The organism is Ligilactobacillus acidipiscis DSM 15836 (assembly GCF_001435755.1).
Classification (GTDB): domain Bacteria; phylum Bacillota; class Bacilli; order Lactobacillales; family Lactobacillaceae; genus Ligilactobacillus; species Ligilactobacillus acidipiscis.
Genome location: NZ_AZFI01000023.1, coordinates 1 through 19,881, shown reverse-complemented (window position 1 = coordinate 19,881; position 19,881 = coordinate 1). Strand labels below are relative to the sequence as shown.

Sequence of the window (19,881 nt, the reverse complement as noted above, 5' to 3'; positions counted from 1 at the left end):
TTATTTCTAACTTAATTTTACAAACGACGTGTTTAAAAATCATCTAGTAAGCGCCGTCGGCCTTAAAAATGCTAATTATCGATTTACACAATATTTTTAAGTCGAATATTAAAGATGCATTGTCTACGTAATAAAGTTCATAATCGCATCTTCGTGGGTATGGTATTGTGCTTCTTCCAGATGCTTGCCAATATCCCATAGCGCCAGGAGTAACTGATAAAAACTTATCGGTTTGCTCACCGTATTCTTTTAATTCTTCTTCTACAACAGGCCTAGGTCCAATTAAAGACATTTCTCCCTTAAAGATGTTTAAAAATTGTGGTAATTCGTCGAGAGAGGATTTACGTAAAAACTTGCCAAATTTCGTGATTCTTGGATCCTTTTCAGGCGGAAGTTTGTAATTGTTTTTAACATATAGATCATGTAATTTTTTATTAGCTTGTAACTTTTCATCGGCATTAATGACCATTGATCGGTATTTATAGATGTAAAACACCTTATGATTTTTACCAATTCTTTTTTGTTTAAAAAAGACGGGGCCTTTGTTATTGCCAAAACAGTCAATCAAAAAGATAATTATGCTAATTAATGCAACAAAGACTAAAGCAATGGCGGAAATACCAATGTCAAAAAGCCGTTTTACGCCAAGATATAATGATTGCCGAAATTTTTTAGACATTTCAGGTGCTCCTTTATTTGTGGATAGATTTATTTTCTCGGTTTTCCTGTAATTTTACGGGCCAAGAATGATCCAATTTTTTTGAGCCAATGCTGATTTCCCATGAACATGACAGGAATCTCAGTATAATCAATATTATTGTTGTCTATCCACACATCTAGTAGTAATTCACCTATGAATCCAAAAATTCTTTTTTCATAATCTGTATAATTTGAAATGTCTACTCTTTTTTCGACTTCTTCTAAGACGTTTATCAACCAATTGGTATAAGTGTCGAAAATGTGTCCCTTAGCAATAAACATATTGAACATATGGACAGCCTTCTTCTGAACAAGTTTATCAAAAGAAGGTAAATATTCAGGATAATATTCAGCAAGTACCTGTCTAGTGATTTCAAGATCTTTAATATGGTGTACATGTTCATAATGCGACCAAGAAGTTTCAATATGGTAATTTCTTTTTTTAGGCACGATCATGTCGTGAAAAGACATTAGGCGTTCTAAGGTAGCTTTGGCCATAATGTCTGAATACTTCTTATCAATTGAACTAAAAAAGTTGCTTTTGCCATTTGAGAAAAAACGTCGATAATGGACTAAGCCCTTAATGTCAGCCGAACGATTTTTTGCTGCCCAATATTGGGCAGTTAGTTCACAATAGTTTGGATTTTTTGCGGAGATATTTTCTCCAGTATTATCACGCAAATAACCAGGAAAATTGTGTTCGGATGGTCCTACTTGAAGTGGAAAGTATATTTTGTCAGTAGGCATCCTAGTTTCTTTGTGACTAACTACGTAAATTTCAGATTTCAATAAAACTATACCTCATTTTTAGCAGTATTAATGTAATACTACTGTTATTTAAAACCACTCACATCATTATATATGTTCGTTATTTTTTTTGCAATTTAAGCAATTACTTGTGCGATCTGAAGGAGTTAACCTAGTAATGATATCACGAAAACTATAGCAAAGATCACTTAAGTGCCAAGCTTTATACAACATACACAAAAACTCCACACCATTGCTGGCATGGAGCTAAAAAGGAATGGTACAAACTATATGCCTAAGAGAACAATATAGTTACAAATTTTACTTACATATAGGGGGAGTAAGTTAATTCGTTTATGGTGTTTACAATACAGCTAAAAGTTAAAGAATTGCTTAACAAATTCGAACAATTTTATTAAGAATTGAAAACTATCTAGTGATTGCCAGATGTCGGTGTTTTTTTACTGTGACCATGACGTGCTCTTAGTGCCCATAAGATTGAAACCGTATCGACGACTTCTTGCAAGAGAGCACCGAAAAGTGTTGGCAGTACACCGAAGCTGGCAATCAGCATCAAGATTGTACAAATTGCGATCCCGAGCATTACTGATTGGCGTGCCACTTTCATTGTATCTTCTGAGATCTCTACAGCTTTTTCCACTCGGGACAAGTCATCTTTTAAAATGACGGCTGAGGCTGTTTCACTGGCAGCTGTGGCTCCGTGAGCCCCCATAGCGATCCCAACATCTGCTTCTGCTAAAGCTGGGGCGTCATTCACACCATCACCGACCATCACAACAGGGCGATGATCTTTAGGAGTATTTTTTATCAGCTTAATTTTTTCATCTGGCAATAGCTCCGCATGAATCTCCAAAATTCCAGCTTGTTGGGCGATGTCTTCAGCGGTTTCTTGTTGATCGCCAGTCAGCATCATGACTTCAGCGTGGTGCTGTTGCGTTAAAACGTTCATAGTCTGCTTTGCTTCAGGTCTCATACGGTCCGTGAAAGTCATGTAGCCGGCATATTGGTCGTTGATACTAATGAACATTGCTGTTTGTGTTTGCTCAAGTTCTGATGTTGCTCCCGTGACAAATGTGCTTTTACCGACTTTGATTATTTTTCCGTCCACTTCAGCTTGAATTCCATTCCCAGTTACTTCTTTGACTGAATTAGCTTTTTTCAATGGTATCCTTTGATCTTTAGCATAGCCTACCAATGAACGACCCAAAATGTGATTAGAATTATTTTCCACGCTGGCTGAAAGCTTAATTAGTTCTTGCCGGTCAACACCGACAGCAGGGACTACCTTGTCAACACTCAGAGTTCCGCGGGTGATGGTTCCTGTTTTATCGAATGCGAAAGTTTTGGCGGTTGCTAGTTTTTCGATCACATCACCAGTTTTAACAATGATTCCGTTTCTTGATGCCCGACTCATTCCGGCAACTAGGGCAACGGGTGCCGCAAGGATCAGTGGACAAGGTGAAGCAACCACTAAAACTTCAGCGAAACGAACTGGATCTTTAGAAATAAACCATGCGAAGCCTGCAATAACGTAGGCGATCAAGGTAAAAGGTACGGCGTAACGATCAGCCATCCGGACGAAATGTGCTGGCTTTGCTTCTGATTCACGGACTAAGGTGATCAGACGCTGGTATTGGCTGTCCTTACTTTCTTTGTCCGCCTGCATGATGACTACTGTGTCACCATTCAATGAACCAGACATCACATCATCACCGATGTCTTTTTCGATAGGTTTAGATTCGCCAGTCAATGATGATTGATCGAAGAAACTTGATCCTTTTAAGATATGACCGTCAGCTGGGACGATTTCACGTGCTTTCACCAATAGCCAATCGCCAACTTGGATATCATCGATCTCGATATCTGCTGTAGTATTGTTTTTACTATTCAAGCGATGCGCAACTTGTGGTGAATTTTCTAATAATGACTTTAAATCAGAATTTGCTTTATGTGCAGCATAATCCTCTAGGGTATCGCCGCCGACTAGCATTAATAAAATGATCATGGCTGCCCAATACTGTCCGACGGATAATGTAGCTATGATTGCGGTTATGGCTAGTAAGTCGACCCCATATTTACCGGACATTAGAGTTTTGATCATTTCAACAAACATGGTGAATGCTAAGTATGCGCCAGTTAACGTGATCAAAATTTGTGCCCAGAGAGGGTGATGGAGACCAAATTCCATTGTTAAAGCTAAGATTGCTATTACGAAAATTGCGATTAATTTTTGTATATGTTTCATACTCCGAACACCTCTCTCTTTTTTCATCCTGATAATAACACCAGTCTTTTAAAATGTAAATTATAAAATTTCTAAATGAGAAATATTTTCAATTAGATTGCGAAAATGCTTTATTATCAAAGAAAAACACTATTTTATTTTTACAAAATAATTTTCTAATTGAGAATAATTTTCATTTGTACTTTCATAGAAAGCTAATTCACCAAAAACATATTTATCGGATAATAATTATTTTATTGACAACGCTTTCGATAATTGCTACAATTTATTTATACAAATAGGACTGTTACGAGTTCTGACTCGGCATAACCTACGCTTAAAGAAAATAATTGTAGCTATTTTTGGCTGACAGTTTGTTCTTGGCGTATTTTTTTATGACTGGGAGGTGTGAGATCATGCATTTTCAGAAGAAGATCAATAATAATTTTGCTTGGGCTGTCGATGGTCAGGAATGTAATTGTGGCTGGAAAGGGCATTGCATTCGGTAAAGAAGCTGGACAAGAATTACCAGCTGCTGAAATTCAAAGGGTCTTTCGACCAGAACAGATGGATCAAGATAGTAAATTTATTGGTCAAACTTTTGAAAATATTGATGCAGATGTTTTATCTTTGACTCAAGAACTAGTTCAGATGGTGCAAGATAAGTTTAAGAATGTTCTCTTTAATGATAGTCATTTTTTGGCGTTGGCTGATCATTTGAGCTATGCTTTAAAGAGAAGCGGTTCGGCTGATTATCCAGAAAATTTACGCTGGGAAGTACAAAAAACTTATCCGCAAGAATATGAGCTGGCTTTGGATTCATTATATTTGATCGAAAAAAGAACGGGAATTAGACTTCCGAAAAGCGAATTAACTTTTCTAACATATCACTACGTTGATGCGCAGAATAATAGTGAAGGGACTATTCAGAGTGCTAAGTTAGCTGAGTTGACTAATCGAGCGATTGAGATCGTGCAGTACCATTATCAGTTGATTTTGGACCAAAATTCGGCTAACTATGTTCGTTTTGTTACTCATTTACGTTTTTTTATTCTACGACAGTTGCATCAGGGTAGCGAGGAAGTTCCTAAAGTTGATCCGCAGTTATTAGCAATAGTTAAAGAGAATTACAAAAAAGCATTTCAGGGTGCGCAAAAAGTTGGCAAAATGTTAATAGAAATAATGGGTTGTCAGGTCAGTGAAGAAGAATTATTTTATTTAACTTTACATATCGATCGTGTGACCCGTAGACAATAAAAACTTTGGACTGTTACTGTTAAATCAGGCATAACCAAATAAAACAAGGAAAAATTTTTTCTGAGTTTTATTTGGTTATTTTTAATTAATTGGAAGAGGTGTCATAAAAGAATGAAGAAAGATTTTACGAAATTAGCCAGTGATGTGATCAAGTATGCTGGCGGAGAAAAAAATATTCAAAACGCGTGGCATTGTGTGACTCGCTTACGTTTTAACCTAAAAGACAAAGATGTTGTTGAAATGGAAAACATCAAAAATGTCAAAGGTGTCATGGGTGCGCAGTTTTCTGGTGATCAATTTCAAGTCATTATAGGTAATGAGGTTGAAGAGGCTTATGAAGCTGTTGAAAACCAGCTGGGAGACACGGTGACAAGTCAAGGTACAACTGAAACTAACAAAGGCAATGAAGAAGGAATTGTTAGTCGTTTAATGGACTTTATTTCGGGAACTTTTACCCCGGCAATGCCTGCTATTATAGGGGCCGGACTTTTAAAAGGAATTGTTTCTTTGATCCAAGCTTTTAATTGGTTACCGCAAAATGGTGCTGAGTTTAAAGTTTTGCAAATGATCTCTGATAGTGCTTTTTACTTTTTGCCTTTTCTGTTAGCGGTCTCAGCGGCACGTAAACTAAAAACGAATGAATTTTTGGCAATGAGTGTGGCGGGTGTCTTATTATATCCGACGATGGTCAATGGTTTTAATGCTTTATCTGCCGGGAAGACAGTGGCAACTATGAAACTGTTCGGTGTTTTACCAATGCCTTATTTGGCTTACAGTTCTTCAGTGATCCCAATTTTACTTGCCTTGTGGTTCTTAAAGTATGTGTACAACTGGGTCAAAAACTGGATTCCCAAAGCAGTTTCTGTAATGTTTAGCCCAGTGGTAACCTTGCTGGTCGTAGTACCGGTCACGTTGGTAGTTTTAGGACCGCTCGGAACGTATGTTGGCGGGGGCATTATCGGGTGCTATCTTATGGTTGTTCAAGCAAGCTAGTTTGTTAGCCGGTGCACTTTTAGGTGCATTTTATCCGTTGATGGTCATGACAGGAATGCACTGGGCATTAATGCCATTAGGCTTGCAAATTTTTACCTCCCAAGGTTTTGATAACTTTATGTCACCAGCAATATTGGCAGCTACCTTTGCAATGGCTGGAGCTACTTTTGCAGTATTGTTCAAAACAAAGGATGAAGAAATGAAGCAGATCTCTCTGTCAGCTGGAATATCTGCCGCTTTGGGGATCACAGAACCGGCAATGTATGGTGTGACACTGAAACTGAAGAAACCATTTATTGCCGCTATGATCGGTGGTGCAATTAGCGGTGGTATATTAAACGTTTTCCATGTTAAAGCTTATGGAATGGGAATGCCAGGTTTGATTGCTTTACCCGGTTATGTTTCAGCTCATGATAATGCCAATTTCATTGTTGCAATAATAGCTTCTGTAATTGCTTTTGTTATCGCATTTGCTGCAGCCTGGCTGCTTGGATTTGAAGAAGAACGCACTGGTGATCTTCAAAATGAGACAGATGGCGGTGAAAAGCAGAATATTCAAGCAGGGACACAAATTAAAATTGTTGCTCCGGTTAGCGGAAAGGCCGTTGATGTCACAAGCTTAGCCGATCAAACCTTTGCTGGACAAGTCATGGGACAAACCACCGCAATAAAGCCAAGTTCAAATGAAATCGTTGCTCCCTTTGATGGGGAAATAACGTTAGTCGCAGAAACAAAGCATGCTGTTGGCATCAAGAGCGTAGATGGAATAGAATTGTTGATCCACTTAGGGATCGATACAGTTGAACTGCAAGGGAAAAATTTTATCTCGCATGTTAAAGCAGGAGATCATATTGCTCAAGGGGATCTGTTGATGGTGATGGATGTTGCTGCTATCAAGAAAGCCGGCTATGATCCAGTAGTCTTGAGCATCGTTACCAATACTGCCGACTATTTAAATGTGATTTCTACTACAACATCAGATAATATTGTCGTAGGAGATAATGTTGCTGCTGCAATAAGCTAAAATAATAAAAAATGAAAAGGAGAATGAAAATGGCGAAAAAATATGTTTTTCCAGAAAACTTTTTGTGGGGTGGCGCTACGGCGGCTAATCAGCTAGAGGGTGCAACACTAGCTGATGGTAAGGGATGGACCACTGCTGACACTGCTAAATATGAAGCTGATCCTAAATTAAGGATGCAACAAATGATCGCACCAATGACAACTGCTAAGGTGAAAGACGCTTTGGTGGATAAAAACGGCTTATATCCTAAACGTTACGGGATCGATTTTTACCATCATTATAAAGATGACATTAAGTTGTTTGCTGAAATGGGCTTCAAAACATTCCGTTTATCGATTTCTTGGGCCCGGATCTTGCCTAATGGTGATGATCAAACGCCCAATGAAGCAGGTCTCCAATTTTATGAAAATGTAATTGATGAGCTACTGAAATATAATATTGAACCATTGGTAACTTTAAGCCACTACGAGTTTCCCTTAGCCTTGTCTTTTAAACAAAATGGCTGGGAAAGTAGAAAAACAATTGCTGCCTTTGAGCACTACGCTACGATCCTGTTCAAACGTTTTAAAGGTAAAGTCAAGTATTGGATCAGTTTTAACGAGATGAATATTGTGATGATGACTGGTTATTTGTCTGGAGGACTATTGGATGATAAAAAGCAAACCAAGACAAGCTTGCAGGCTAATTACTTAGCTATGCATCACCAATTGGTTGCTGCAGCTAGAGTTACCAAAAAGCTGCATGAGATCGATCCGCAAGCGCAGATGGGTTCGATGATCTTGCGGCTCGAGAATTATCCTGCCACATCTAAACCAGCTGATGTGCTGGCTAGTCTTCAATCAGATCAAGAAAACTTTTTGATGATGGATGTTTTAGCTCGCGGATCATATCCAAGTTATGCACAGAGGTTATTTGATCAAAAAAATGTCGCGGTCGATCTGACTACTGAAGACATAAAAATTTTACGTGAAAATACTTGTGATTTTGTTGCTTTTAGTTATTATATGTCCGGGATAGCCGGCGGGCAGGAAGACGATGATGAGGTAGCTGGTAATTCAAGCCTCAGTAAAGCAAATCCATACTTGGAAAAGAGCGAGTGGGGCTGGCAAATTGATCCGGTCGGTTTACGAATCACATTAAATAAAATGGCAGAACGTTACCAAAAACCGATTTTCATAGTGGAAAATGGCTTAGGTGCACATGATAAATTGACTTCAGATAATGAAGTTCACGATAGTTATCGGATTTCTTACCTGAAGAGACATATCGAACAGATTGGGGAAGCCTTAAAAGATGGGGTTGACGTGATCGGTTATACACCGTGGGGGTGCATTGATTTGATCAGTGCCAGCGGTAACGAAATGTCGAAACGCTATGGTTTTATTTATGTCGACCAAGATGATCAAGGTCATGGTTCATTGAAAAGATATAAAAAAGATTCGTTTAGTTGGTATCAACATGTCATTGAAACAAACGGGAGAGAGCTGTGAAAAAATTATTTTCTTTAACAAGCATCGGCTTAGTGATCAGTCTGGCAGTTGGGACCTTTTATGATCTGAACATTAATAGTTTCTTGTTTATTAAAGATAACCAGGTTTCGTATTTTTTCGAACACTTGGCACCAGTGATTTTTGCAACTGTCGTTATGGTAGGAGCTGGGTTAATATTTTGGACATTTTCTTTCAAACAGGAAAAGACAATTAAAGTAGTGTTTTGTGGCATTCTTTACGTCTTGTTGACTCTTTTGTCCTGTGTCATGACGCTGGTTTATATTAATTGGTGGGGTATTCCATACAGTATAATTGTCAGCGGTGTGATCATTTACTTGATAAGGCGTCTTCCTGCAGAATTACAAAAAAGATATCGGTGGGCAGGAATAGGGATACTGTTGACGGCATTTTGTTCGATGGCAGTAGTTGAAAGTATTAAGCCGATTTGGGGGCGTGTTCGTTTTCGTTCGATGCAAGAAAACTTTGCGTTATTTACTTCTTGGTATCAAATCAATGGTGACAAATATTTGTCTGCTGTGCCTTTAAAAGAAGAAATAAAGTCATTTCCTTCCGGCCACTCACAGTGGGCAGGCACAACTTTAAGCTTGAGTTTTCTGGCGTCAGTAAATCCCAAGTTAAAAGACAAAGAACCCATATTTACGGAGTTGCAATATTTTGTGCCCTCGTTTTGATGGTTAGCAGAATGATGCAGGGAGCTCATTTTTTGAGCGATGTGACGGTTGGATTTGGAACTGCCTATATTTTCTTTTGGATTTTTCATACTTCGTTAAATAAGGCGTTAAAACAAAAGTATCCGTTAGAATATTTGTAATGACAGAGGTTTAGGGTCTTAATGGTCCTAAATCTTTATTTTTTTAGGGCCAAATAAAAAATCCCGCCATCTCCAAGAAAATGACGGGAACAACAATACTATGCTAATTTAAAAATTGGGGACGGGTTTTTCAGATAACGTGATGACTCCGATGGCTTTTAGCCCAGTATGAGTCATGATCACGGGGCTAGTTAGCTCCGCGATAAAAGGTGTTTTAGACTCTGCACCAAGCAAAATATCTTTGGTTTTATCCAACATCGAACGATCAGCAGCTACATTAGAAAGCGATAAAGCTTGAATCTGATTATTCTGTCCTTCATGGACTCTAGCTATTTTTTCCAAGAATTTAACCAAGCTTTTGGTACTTCTGCCCTTAGAAACAACATCTAAAGTCTTATCGTGTAATTCCACCACGACTTTGATATTTGCAAGCTTGGTGATTAAGCCGGTCATTTTGCTGATCCGTCCGCCAGCTACCAGACAATCCAAGTTATCGATCAAAACATCGATCGAGGTGCGCGAATATATATCTGCACAGTGTTCCTTGATTTCTGCTACACTTTTGCCTGCTTGAGCATCCCTAGCAGCAGCTAGTACCTGAAACGCTTCTCCACGGTCTGTGGATTTGCTGTTAATGACTGTTACTTTCGTATTAGTCATTTTTGCAGCTTGTTGAGCTGTATTGAAAGTCCCGCTTAAAACATCTGAGATAATGATAGCGACTACCTCACTGCCGTCTTCTCCTAGCTTGTCAAAGGCAGAGACAAATTTTCCTAAGGCAGGTTGGCTTGTTTTAGGAATGTCTCCCTCACGTAAAGCTTCAACCAATTCTTGGCGGGTAATGTCGACCCCATCAACGTAGTTTTTGCCAGCTACTTCTACTGAAAGTGGGACGACTGTGATTGAATTGTCTATGATTTCATCTTTTGTCAAAAGAACCGAGGAGTCGGTCACTATTTTGATTGACTGTGACATAAAAAAATCTCCTTGAATAAGAGTTTGGATATCCGGTCTACTAAATAAAACTAACCAATATCAGTATATATTAAAAATGTACTGGCGTAAATAATGGAAACGACATCATTCATAAAAAGTGGATTTTGAAAATCTACAATGGAGTCATTTGATTTATTTTGTTTTAAAATAACGAGAGAATTTTGTATTACCTTGATTATTATGGAAAAATATAAGAAAATGGAAAGGTATTTAATAATGTGAGCTGGTAATGAAATATTACAAAAAGGGAGCAACTAATATTGAAGGGTATAATTTTAGCCGGTGGTAGTGGGACGCGTCTCTACCCGATCACTCGCGGGATCTCTAAACAATTGATCCCAGTCTATGATAAGCCGATGATTTATTATCCCTTGTCAACTTTGATGTTGGCGGGGATCCGTGATGTCTTGATCATTTCAACACCGGAATATACAGGCCTTTTTGAAGAATTGTTGGGCGATGGATCAGATTTTGGGATGAAGTTTTTCTACAAAGTGCAAGCACAGCCGAATGGCTTGGCCGAGGCTTTTATTTTAGGGAAAGACTTTATTGGCTCTGATTCCGTTTGTTTGGTTTTAGGCGACAATATCTACTATGGTAGCGGCTTATCGCAACTGCTGCAAGAGGCAGCTGCTAAGACTTCAGGTGCCACCGTGTTCGGCTATCATGTGAATGATCCTGAGCGCTTTGGTGTGGTTGAATTTGATAAGGATAAGCATGCCTTGTCGATCGAGGAGAAACCTGAACACCCGAAGAGTAATTATGCAGTTACGGGGCTTTATTTTTACGATAATAATGTGGTCAACATCGCAGAAAATTTGCAGCCGTCGGCTCGTGGAGAACTAGAAATTACAGATATCAATAAAGAATACTTGCGACGTGGTAGTTTGGATGTTAAGTTGATGGGCCGCGGGTATGCTTGGCTTGATACAGGCACACACGATTCAATGCTCGAAGCAGCTAGCTTTATTTCTACGATCCAGAAGCGACAGAATTTAAAGGTTTCTTGCTTGGAAGAAATAGCTTATCGGCAAGGATGGATCTCTAAAGAGAAATTGATCACATTAGCAAAACCTATGAAAAAGAATGATTACGGGCAATATTTGTTAAGGATCGCAGAAGAGGATGTTACGTTAGACTAGGATAATAGCTGCAATAAGGCGAATTTATTAGGGTGCCTTGATTTTATTTAAGAAAGGTATTGACGTAACAAAGTATTGGAGGAAGAATAATGGTCAAAGTTATCAAAACTAAATTACAAGATGTCAAACTTGTTGAAACCGATGTTTTTGGTGATCATCGGGGTTTTTTCACGGAAACTTATACCAGAGATAAGTTTAAAGAAGCAGGGATCGATTTTGATTTTAATCAGGACAATCACTCATTATCAACCGAGCCGGGAGTTTTGCGGGGGATGCATTTTCAACGGGCACCTTATGCGCAAACCAAACTGATCCGTGTTGCTACAGGTGTAGTCTATGATGTTTTGGTAGACTGCCGTAAGGGTTCGCCTACATATGGACAATGGGAAGGCTATATCTTAAGTGAATTTAACCACCGCCAATTATTAGTTCCCAAGGGTTTCGCACATGGTTTTGTTACTTTAACTCCCAACGTTAACTTTATGTATAAAGTGGAAGGCTACTATGCGCCAGAAGCTGATGGCGGGATCGCCTTTGATGACCCTGATCTGGCAATTGATTGGCCAATGCCGCTCGATCATTTGATCTTGTCAGAAAAGGATAAACATCATCCGCGTTTGAAAGACGCTGATTTGAACTTTGTCTATGAGGAGGATAAATAATGCGCAATTTATTAGTGACCGGTGGTGCCGGTTTTATTGGCAGTAATTTTGTCCATTACATGTTGGACAAGTACCCAAGTTATAAAATCGTCAACCTTGATTTGTTGACTTACGCCGGTAACATTCACAACTTGGACGATATCAAGGATAACCCACAACACGTTTTCGTGCAGGGAAATATCACTAATCGCGAATTGGTCTCACATTTAATAGATGAATTTGAGATCGATACGATCGTTAACTTTGCTGCAGAAAGTCACGTAGATCGTTCGATCTTGCACCCAGAGGTCTTTGTTGAAACGAATGTTCAAGGTACCTTGGCATTATTACATGTCGCCAAAATAAAAAATGTGGCAAAATATTTGCAGGTATCGACGGATGAAGTTTATGGAACTTTAGGTGCAGACGGTTTCTTTACTGAAACTAGCCCGCTGTCGCCTAATTCACCTTATTCTGCCAGCAAGGCTTCCGCAGATATGATGGTGCGGGCTTATTATGAAACTTATGGCTTGAATGTCAATATTACTCGTTGTTCAAACAATTATGGTCCATATCAATTCCCAGAAAAGCTGATCCCGTTAATGACAACTAATGGGATGGACGGTAAGCAGTTACCGATTTATGGTGACGGTAAAAATATCCGTGACTGGTTACATGTCTATGATCATTGTCAAGCTATCGATTTAGTCTTACATCAAGGCAAGAAGGGTGAAGTTTATAATGTTGGCGGGCATAATGAACGGACTAACAACGAGATCGTTCATTTGATCGTCGAGAAACTTGGCTTGGGTGAAGAGGCGATCAAGTATGTGGCTGACCGTTTAGGCCATGATAAACGTTACGCGATCGACCCGACTAAAATTGAAACAGAATTGGGCTGGGAGCCTAAGTATACCTTTGATACAGGAATCGAAGAAACTGTCGACTGGTATTTGAATAATGAAGATTGGTGGCGTCCGCTGAAAGAACGGGCAGCCTTACAATAGGAATAGCAAAAAGGTTCCTGAACGGGACCTTTTTTAATAGGTTGATTTTGCTAGCAAGGAGACGAGAAAATGAAAATTTTGATCACCGGTGGTAACGGCCAACTGGGAAATGAATTGCAACACTTATTAGATGAAAGAAATATTGCTTATGAGGCAGCGGATGTAGCAACTTTGGATATTACCAAGCCAGAAATGGTTGAGGAATACTTTGCCAAGAACCGGCCGGAAGTAGTTTATCATTGTGCAGCTTATACTGCAGTTGATAAAGCTGAAGGAGAAGGTAAAGAAGCTAATGAACTGATCAACGCGACTGGAACAGAAATAGTTGCCAAAGCCTGTGAAAAATATGCTGCGACTTTAGTTTATATCAGTACCGATTATGTTTTTAATGGTGAAAAGAAAACAGAATATTTTCCAGATGACCCTAAAGGACCGAAAAATGAATATGGACGGGCTAAACTTTTAGGCGAGCAGGCTGTCCAAAAGTATTGTTCCAAGTACTATATCGTGCGCACGGCCTGGGTTTATGGACAATGGGGCCATAACTTTGTCTATACGATGCAAAACTTAGCGAAGACCCATGATGTGCTTACGGTGGTTGATGATCAAGTCGGACGGCCTACTTGGGCTAGGACTTTGGCCGAATTTATTACTTATCTAGTTGATAATAAAATTGCCTATGGTGTTTATCATTGCTGCAATGATGGCGAATGTTCTTGGTATGACTTTGCTTCAGAAATTCTGAAAGACAAAGATGTTGAAGTCAAACCAGTGACATCTGACCAGTTTCCACAAGATGCTTTTCGTCCTTCGTATTCGGTCATGCACTTGGCTAAGGAAACTGGCTTTAAGTTTCCTCAGTGGCAAGACGCTTTGCATGAATTTCTAAATGAAGTTGGAGCATAATTTTAGATACTGTTGTGCGTATAAAAAAGGCGGTAGGTTGATTCCTAATTCAGGATCGATTTACTGCCTTTTTGGCATCTTGTTATTTATTTTCCTGTATTCTGCGGTAAACGGCACCGATCATGCCGGCATCATTGCCGAGCTTAGCAGGGACGATCGCAGGAAGTTCTAAATCACGGACACTACTATGCTCACTTTGTAGTTCTGTATAAGCCTGATTTAGTCCAGACTGAAATGCAGGGTTAACACTGATACCGCCGCCTACGATCACTTGAGCTGGATCAAAAGAAACGACCAAATTTAAGATCCCCTGAGCTAATTTGCGGAAGTAATTGTGTAAGACTAGCTGTGCGATTGGCTCGCCGTTGTTTGCGCGAGTAAAAATTTCTCGTGCATCTGTCACTTCTGCTTGGGCCTTGATATTATAGATCCGCAACAAGCCGATCACGGTTGCACTTTGGAAATTTAGACTGCCATCTTCTAGTTCATCGTGCTGGTCATCAAGCAGCATCCAGCCAAATTCTCCTGAGCGGGCATGAGCTCCACGGTAGATCTGGTCATTGATCACCAAGGCACCGCCAACGCCTGTTCCTAGAACAATGTCCAGATAATTATGCAGTCCTTGAGCTGCACCGAGCCATTGTTCGGCGATGGCCGCGGAATTGGCGTCATTTTCAATAGTTGTTTTGATACCGGTGCGTTGTTCCAATTCATCTTTGAGATTAATGCCATATAAGCATTTTACAGCACCGGCAGTGGTTAGCATACCATCCGCCTCGATCACACCGGGCATTGAAACACCAGTCCCAGCAATATGCTCTCCCTTATCCAGATATCCTTGTACGATATGTGCCATGTCAGCTAAAACCTGTTCTTTTTTTGTTGCTGTTTTAATGTTGTTTTTTTCAATGATCTGACCATCTGTGCTAATTAGACCATATTTGATTGAAGTTCCGCCAACATCGATTCCTACATAGTTTTCCAAGGTATTTCCATCTCCTAATTAAAGATAACTTATTCAGCATTGCTGTAATCATATGTAGATAAAACCGGACAAGTGAATGCTCGGTTTAAGGTAGTTTAATTACAATTCTGCACCATTAGTTTCGATCACGTTTTTGAACCAGTAGAATGAGTCTTTGCGGTAACGGTCAAGTGAACCATTGCCATGGTCATCTTCATCAACATAGATGAAACCGTAACGTTTTGACATTTCACCAGTTCCAGCTGAAACCAAGTCGATACAGCCCCACGGTGTGTAACCCATTAAATCGACGCCGTCATCTAGAACAGCTCGCTTCATTTGCAAAATATGATCATGCATGTACTTGATCCGGTAGTCATCGTGCACCTTATGATCTTCAGTCAGCTGGTCAACAGCACCTAGCCCGTTTTCAACTACAAACAGCGGCAAGTGATAACGATCAGTGAACCAGTTCAAGGCATAACGCAGACCCGTTGGGTCGATCTGCCAGCCCCATTCACTGGCCTTGACGTAAGGATTAGGGACTAGGTCGTGTGCTTCGTTGTAGTCTTCGTGACCGGTGTATTTGACTGTGAAAGACATATAGTAACTAAAGCCAATATAGTCAACGGTACCTTCCTTAAGTTGCGCTAGATCAGCAGTAGTAATGTCTAACTTAAAGTTCTTTTTCTCAAAGAAGTTCAGCAGCCACTGTGGGTAAAAACCGTTAGCATGCACATCGGAGAACCAGTAACGGGTTTGCATTGCACGTTGAGCAAACAAAATATCTTCGGGCTTGGATGTCAGTGGATAAATCGGGCACATCGCGATCATGCTGCCGATTTGCAGGTCAGGATCGAGCTGATGACCTAATTTAACTGCTTGAGCAGAAGCTACTAATTCATAATGCGCAGCTTGATACATCAATTTTTCATTATCTTCTCCCTCTTCTGGCACGATTCCAGAGTCGGTATATAGATGACCGGCAGCTTCAAAATCAGTTTGATTATTGATCTCATTAAAGGTCATCCAATACTTAACTTTATTGTGATAACGTTTGAAGCAGACATCGGCAAAATGAACGAAGAACTTGATCAACTTACGGTCACGCCAACCACCGTATTCTTGAACAAGGTGTAAAGGAATTTCAAAATGAGACAAGGTCACGACTGGTTGAATGTCGTATTTTAAACATTCATCAAAAAGGTCATCGTAAAACTTCAAGCCTTCTTCATTAGGTTCTGCTTCATCTCCATTAGGAAAGATCCGTGACCAAGCGATGGAAGTTCGAAAACATTTAAAGCCCATCTCGGCAAATAACTTGATATCTTCAGGGTAACGATGGTAAAAATCGATGGCCTTGTGATTAGGGTAGTACTGATCGGCTTCGATTTTTTTAGTGATCGTCCGTGGATGATCCTTGTCGCCTAATGTAAAGAGATCAGCAATGCTTAAGCCTTTGCCGCCGTCTTGATATCCGCCTTCTAACTGGTGCGCTGCTACTGCACCTCCCCATAAGAAATCTTTGGGAAATTCTCTTTTATCTTCTGCCATATAACTTTCCTCCTGATTTGTGATTATTATTTTTGATGGTCAAAAATAACTTCGATGGTGCATACTTAAATTCTCCTATGNGTTTTAGTGACTGTCTTTTGCAGCTCTGTTAATCTAATTGTCCTTCTTTTTCTGCAACTCTGTTTGCGGCCAAAACGAATGGCATATAAGTGAAGACTGAGATTATTAGGCAGATAAAACCAATGATCAATGCTAGCCAGTTACCGCCAGTTCCTAAGAAAGGCATTAACGGTCCCGGCGTGGTCCACGTCATTCCTAAAGCGGGTGTCGGGATCCACTTCAAAATATTAGTTACCAAGTAGCCGACCCAGATATTAATAACTGGTGTCAAAACAAATGGGATCACTAAGATCGGGTTCATAACGATCGGGAGACCAAACATCAATGGTTCGTTGATGTTGAAAAGTCCTGGCACAACGGCTAATTTTGCGACAGCTCGATAGTCTTTACGTTTTGAGACCCAGAAGATCGCGATGATCAAGCCAAGGGTCATACCGCTGCCACCCATGTTGGCAAAGGTATCATTCATGTTGCCCCAAGTAGCGGGGTAAGGGACATCCCAGATACTGCCGTGATTATTAATAAACTGCTGATTGCTGAGATCTGCTTCGGTAAAGATCACAGAACGTAAGGCATTCAGTGTATTTGGACCGTGGATCCCGACCATCCAGAGCAAGTTTTGCACGATGGCTAATAATGTGACACTCCAGATATTAACGCCGATGTTTCTCAGTGGTGTTTGAATGGTGTCATAAATGATCTGGTTGATCCCTTCAGGTGCAACTAATGATAATAGATGATTTAAGATAGCTGCTATCATAATTACGATCACGATCGGGATCAAACCATTAAATGAACGAGCAACTGCGGGCGGTACCATATCAGGCATCTTGATCTGCATTTTCTTGATACTGAACAACTTAGGTAAAAATTCACCGACCATTATCCCGATAAACATTGCGACAAAGAGGCCCTGTGCACCTAAGAAAGTTTTAGGTAAGTAGTTGATCCCGTCTTTAACGATCGGTGGTGTATACAAGATCATGAAGACTGCAATCGATGTCATCCCGGTCAGCATTTGATCTGCTTTAAAATGGCGCGCTAATTCGGCAGCAACCATATAAGCGATGAAGATCGATAAAATATCCATGGTCCCGTTGGTCACGGAATTTAACCAGCCTTGCATATCTTCCAGGTGCGGAAAGATCTTATTGAGAAACAGGATCTGTGCTAAAAAACCGTCTTTACTGAAAAGCAAGCTATTGATCAAAATCACTAAAGACGCCGACATTGTGATCGGAAAGGTAAACATAAAAGAATCTCTAATGGTCGCAATATGCCGTTGTTCGTTTAACTTGGCTGCGGCTGGTACAATGTGTTTCTCCATGAAAGCATTGTATGAATCCATTTTAGACATGAAATATCACTCCTATATGATGAAAATATAATTTCTAAACCACTTCCAGCATATAAAAGCGATTTCACAGAAGCAATACTTTTCGCAGTATTTGGTCGGCGTTCCATACAATAGCAAGATATTCCAGAGATGAAACACCTTGTACCAAGCCAAACGAAAAAAATAATTATTAAATGGATTCGTGATCTTGTTCCACTGCCAAGCGCCGAGCGGTCGAGATCAGTTGCTCGATCAGATACATTGCGGGGACCTGCGTGGTTAAGTCGTAGTACTTGGCCAAGCGCTCTTGGCTGGTCGAATAACAGAGAACGTAACGCGACATTAAGGCTAATTGACTACTTGGGTCTGCAGTGACAGCTACAAGGGTCACATCTTCATCATTTACGAAGTTGTTTAACATTTCGATCAATTCGATGGTTTTTCCCGAGACTGAAAAGGTGATCAACAAGTTATTGCTGGTGTTTTTCAGCTGAGTGATCAAGGGATAAAAAGGATCCTTAACGCAAAAAGAATTAAAGCCAACGGCCGCAGTTTGCCGGGCTGCATATTCCGCTAAGGCACCGGATGAACCAATGCCGCAGAAGATGATTTGATCTGATTGCTCCATTTTGTCAGCAATCAACTCGATCTTTTCATAAATGTCTGGTGGAAAGTTTTCTGCGGTAATGAAAGAAATCTCATGGTCATTTGTCTGAGACCGTCGTTGTTCCGAACGGAATGATACTTTAAATTCTGGAAAACTATCATAACCGAGCTTATGAATGAAACGCATTACCGAGGAATTGGAAACATGTGCTTCAGTGGCAATGTCTCTGACTCGCATGTACGGGACCTTTTCTACATTTTCTGTGAAGAAACGGTAAATAGCCATGTCAACTTCCGACAAACGGTCCAGCTCCTTGAACCCAAAAAACGCCATTTTAAAAACCCCCTAAAATAAATGCAAACGCTCTCTAAGTTCATTATAACATGTTCGTACCAATTATGGTTATCAGAAACAATTTAAAGTGCTTTTTAGGAAAGATATATCATCTAAGTCGTTTCTGCCGTTCTTTAACGGCATTTTTTACTTGTAAAATGTATTTTTCATCGGGTTTTTCATCGATCAGAGAGAAATTGTATTGCAAGACATCTTCAATGATCTTGTCGATAAAAGATTCCGTTATTTTATGGAAGTTAATATCTTGTGGTAATTGTTGTGGGAAAAGTTCTCTGATTTTATTATGGATACCTTTAATGAACTTATGTGGAAAATCTGCAATTAATTGTTCGATCATGCGAGTTTGAACTTCTGCAATTATTAATGCATTGGCATAGATCGTAGTGAATTGGTGTGAATTTACAGGAATTATGTATTCAGGACCATGCTGCTTGCTAAACTGCAGACCAACTTTGTTTTGGCCTAGACAGCAATAATCAATTAAGTTGGCTTGTACGATCCAGCTCGCTGGACTATGAACATAGCCTCTTGTTGGTAAAAGGATCTGATTACCCGAAACAAAAGGGACAATATGACGGTGTGAATGATCATGATATAGTTCTTCAATGATGAAAGTAGACAACACAAAGTTGAAATTTTGCCAGCTGATAAATTTTTTGACCAACATGTTAGTGGAACGTTTAGTGAAAATAGTTCCTCTCTTTTTATCGAGCAAGATTGCCTGGCAATTGGGTAATCCAAGCTTGTGAGTGTCAATTACCATGGTTGTGGTTGATGTGATAAGTGCCTGATCATCTTGAAAGGCTTCGCGATAAATTTTTCTGATACCTGTTTCGTCTAAAAATAAATTTGATTTGTGCATGCTTTTTAACCACCTTGCTATAGAAATATTTTTTTAAGGTTATCTCGAAAAGTGACTTATAAATATTGTGAAAGAAATAACATAATATATTATACACTAATTAAAATATATAAATCAACCTGAATTATTCATACTTTTCGTTGC

18 protein-coding genes and 1 pseudogene are annotated in these 19,881 nt (G+C 39.7%); 10 read left to right on the top strand and 9 right to left on the bottom strand.

Going from position 1 to position 19,881, the window contains the following annotated elements; all coding sequences use genetic code 11:
• Positions 1 to 43: 43 nt before the first annotated feature.
• The 3 genes from FC65_RS03350 to FC65_RS03340 form a co-directional block, all read right to left on the bottom strand.
• On the bottom strand, positions 44 to 679 hold the full coding sequence (locus FC65_RS03350; protein WP_056971544.1) for a sugar transferase: 636 nt from the start codon (positions 677 to 679) through the stop codon (positions 44 to 46).
• A 29-nt stretch (positions 680 to 708) separates the two neighbouring features.
• Positions 709 to 1,488 carry a DUF4422 domain-containing protein gene (locus tag FC65_RS03345; RefSeq protein ID WP_082618979.1) on the bottom strand — a complete coding sequence of 260 codons (780 nt, stop codon included), beginning with the start codon at positions 1,486 to 1,488 and terminating at the stop codon, positions 709 to 711.
• 391 nt (positions 1,489 to 1,879) lie between these two features.
• Complete coding sequence (locus FC65_RS03340) at positions 1,880 to 3,712, bottom strand: heavy metal translocating P-type ATPase (RefSeq protein WP_056971543.1); 1,833 nt, start codon at positions 3,710 to 3,712, stop codon at positions 1,880 to 1,882.
• A gap of 459 nt (positions 3,713 to 4,171) precedes the next feature.
• Here FC65_RS03340 and FC65_RS03335 point away from each other — a divergent pair, with 459 nt between their 5' ends.
• From FC65_RS03335 to FC65_RS12885, 6 genes and pseudogenes are all read left to right on the top strand, one after another.
• Positions 4,172 to 4,948 carry a PRD domain-containing protein gene (locus tag FC65_RS03335; RefSeq protein WP_056971542.1) on the top strand — a complete coding sequence of 259 codons (777 nt, stop codon included), beginning with the start codon at positions 4,172 to 4,174 and terminating at the stop codon, positions 4,946 to 4,948.
• 111 nt (positions 4,949 to 5,059) lie between these two features.
• A pseudogene (locus FC65_RS03330) lies at positions 5,060 to 6,197 on the top strand (PTS transporter subunit EIIC); the annotation flags it as partial.
• Positions 6,198 to 6,200: 3 nt separating this feature from the next.
• Positions 6,201 to 6,965, top strand: coding sequence for a glucose PTS transporter subunit IIA (locus FC65_RS03325; protein WP_382405796.1), 765 nt, complete (start codon positions 6,201 to 6,203; stop codon positions 6,963 to 6,965).
• A 29-nt stretch (positions 6,966 to 6,994) separates the two neighbouring features.
• Positions 6,995 to 8,455 carry a glycoside hydrolase family 1 protein gene (locus FC65_RS03320; RefSeq protein ID WP_056971539.1) on the top strand — a complete coding sequence of 487 codons (1,461 nt, stop codon included), beginning with the start codon at positions 6,995 to 6,997 and terminating at the stop codon, positions 8,453 to 8,455.
• Entirely contained in the window at positions 8,452 to 9,147 is a 696-nt protein-coding gene (locus tag FC65_RS12030; RefSeq protein WP_056971538.1) for a hypothetical protein, read from the top strand. Before FC65_RS03320 ends, FC65_RS12030 begins: the two co-directional genes overlap by 4 nt.
• On the top strand, positions 9,147 to 9,287 hold the full coding sequence (locus FC65_RS12885; RefSeq protein ID WP_382405216.1) for a phosphatase PAP2 family protein: 141 nt from the start codon (positions 9,147 to 9,149) through the stop codon (positions 9,285 to 9,287). The genes FC65_RS12030 and FC65_RS12885 overlap by 1 nt, the downstream gene beginning before the upstream one ends.
• A gap of 108 nt (positions 9,288 to 9,395) precedes the next feature.
• Here the strand turns inward: FC65_RS12885 and FC65_RS03310 are convergent, their stop codons facing one another.
• Positions 9,396 to 10,262 carry a DegV family protein gene (locus FC65_RS03310; RefSeq protein ID WP_056971537.1) on the bottom strand — a complete coding sequence of 289 codons (867 nt, stop codon included), beginning with the start codon at positions 10,260 to 10,262 and terminating at the stop codon, positions 9,396 to 9,398.
• 281 nt (positions 10,263 to 10,543) lie between these two features.
• On the opposite strand from FC65_RS03310, the gene rfbA reads away from it, so the two are divergent.
• From rfbA to rfbD, 4 genes are all read left to right on the top strand, one after another.
• A complete protein-coding gene (rfbA, locus tag FC65_RS03305) occupies positions 10,544 to 11,425 on the top strand; it encodes a glucose-1-phosphate thymidylyltransferase RfbA (protein WP_056971536.1) in 882 nt (293 codons plus the stop codon).
• A gap of 89 nt (positions 11,426 to 11,514) precedes the next feature.
• Complete coding sequence (rfbC, locus tag FC65_RS03300; RefSeq protein ID WP_056971535.1) at positions 11,515 to 12,087, top strand: dTDP-4-dehydrorhamnose 3,5-epimerase; 573 nt, start codon at positions 11,515 to 11,517, stop codon at positions 12,085 to 12,087.
• Positions 12,087 to 13,073 (top strand): dTDP-glucose 4,6-dehydratase, encoded by a 987-nt coding sequence (gene rfbB / locus FC65_RS03295; RefSeq protein ID WP_056971534.1) that lies wholly within the window; start codon positions 12,087 to 12,089, stop codon positions 13,071 to 13,073. The genes rfbC and rfbB overlap by 1 nt, the downstream gene beginning before the upstream one ends.
• Before the next feature lie 69 nt (positions 13,074 to 13,142).
• Positions 13,143 to 13,979 (top strand): dTDP-4-dehydrorhamnose reductase, encoded by an 837-nt coding sequence (gene rfbD / locus FC65_RS03290; protein WP_056971533.1) that lies wholly within the window; start codon positions 13,143 to 13,145, stop codon positions 13,977 to 13,979.
• A gap of 82 nt (positions 13,980 to 14,061) precedes the next feature.
• Here rfbD and FC65_RS03285 read toward each other — a convergent pair whose 3' ends face one another.
• The 5 genes from FC65_RS03285 to FC65_RS03265 all read right to left on the bottom strand — a co-directional run bounded on the left by FC65_RS03285 (position 14,062) and on the right by FC65_RS03265 (position 19,737).
• Positions 14,062 to 14,964: an ROK family protein gene (locus tag FC65_RS03285; RefSeq protein ID WP_056971532.1), complete on the bottom strand. Its 903-nt coding sequence runs from the start codon at positions 14,962 to 14,964 to the stop codon at positions 14,062 to 14,064.
• 99 nt (positions 14,965 to 15,063) lie between these two features.
• A complete protein-coding gene (locus FC65_RS03280) occupies positions 15,064 to 16,497 on the bottom strand; it encodes a 6-phospho-beta-glucosidase (protein ID WP_056971531.1) in 1,434 nt (477 codons plus the stop codon).
• Between the two features lie 109 nt (positions 16,498 to 16,606).
• Complete coding sequence (locus FC65_RS03275) at positions 16,607 to 17,926, bottom strand: PTS sugar transporter subunit IIC (protein ID WP_056971545.1); 1,320 nt, start codon at positions 17,924 to 17,926, stop codon at positions 16,607 to 16,609.
• Positions 17,927 to 18,104: 178 nt separating this feature from the next.
• Positions 18,105 to 18,854: a MurR/RpiR family transcriptional regulator gene (locus FC65_RS03270; protein WP_056971530.1), complete on the bottom strand. Its 750-nt coding sequence runs from the start codon at positions 18,852 to 18,854 to the stop codon at positions 18,105 to 18,107.
• A 109-nt stretch (positions 18,855 to 18,963) separates the two neighbouring features.
• Positions 18,964 to 19,737 carry a hypothetical protein gene (locus FC65_RS03265; RefSeq protein WP_056971529.1) on the bottom strand — a complete coding sequence of 258 codons (774 nt, stop codon included), beginning with the start codon at positions 19,735 to 19,737 and terminating at the stop codon, positions 18,964 to 18,966.
• Between the last annotated feature and the right edge of the window lie 144 nt (positions 19,738 to 19,881).

Excerpts from the sequence above, each read along its gene's own strand:
- FC65_RS03340 (WP_056971543.1), bottom strand. The coding sequence starts at position 3,712 with ATGAAACATATACAAAAATTAATCGCAATTTTCGTAATAGCAATCTTA.
- FC65_RS03320 (WP_056971539.1), top strand. The coding sequence starts at position 6,995 with ATGGCGAAAAAATATGTTTTTCCAGAAAACTTTTTGTGGGGTGGCGCT.
- rfbC (WP_056971535.1), top strand. The coding sequence starts at position 11,515 with ATGGTCAAAGTTATCAAAACTAAATTACAAGATGTCAAACTTGTTGAA.
- FC65_RS03275 (WP_056971545.1), bottom strand. The coding sequence starts at position 17,926 with ATGGATTCATACAATGCTTTCATGGAGAAACACATTGTACCAGCCGCA.
- rfbD (WP_056971533.1), top strand. The coding sequence starts at position 13,143 with ATGAAAATTTTGATCACCGGTGGTAACGGCCAACTGGGAAATGAATTG.
- FC65_RS03280 (WP_056971531.1), bottom strand. The coding sequence starts at position 16,497 with ATGGCAGAAGATAAAAGAGAATTTCCCAAAGATTTCTTATGGGGAGGT.
- FC65_RS12885 (WP_382405216.1), top strand. The coding sequence starts at position 9,147 with ATGGTTAGCAGAATGATGCAGGGAGCTCATTTTTTGAGCGATGTGACG.
- rfbB (WP_056971534.1), top strand. The coding sequence starts at position 12,087 with ATGCGCAATTTATTAGTGACCGGTGGTGCCGGTTTTATTGGCAGTAAT.
- FC65_RS03325 (WP_382405796.1), top strand. The coding sequence starts at position 6,201 with ATGTATGGTGTGACACTGAAACTGAAGAAACCATTTATTGCCGCTATG.
- FC65_RS03270 (WP_056971530.1), bottom strand. The coding sequence starts at position 18,854 with ATGGCGTTTTTTGGGTTCAAGGAGCTGGACCGTTTGTCGGAAGTTGAC.
- FC65_RS03265 (WP_056971529.1), bottom strand. The coding sequence starts at position 19,737 with ATGCACAAATCAAATTTATTTTTAGACGAAACAGGTATCAGAAAAATT.
- FC65_RS03350 (WP_056971544.1), bottom strand. The coding sequence starts at position 679 with ATGTCTAAAAAATTTCGGCAATCATTATATCTTGGCGTAAAACGGCTT.
- FC65_RS03310 (WP_056971537.1), bottom strand. The coding sequence starts at position 10,262 with ATGTCACAGTCAATCAAAATAGTGACCGACTCCTCGGTTCTTTTGACA.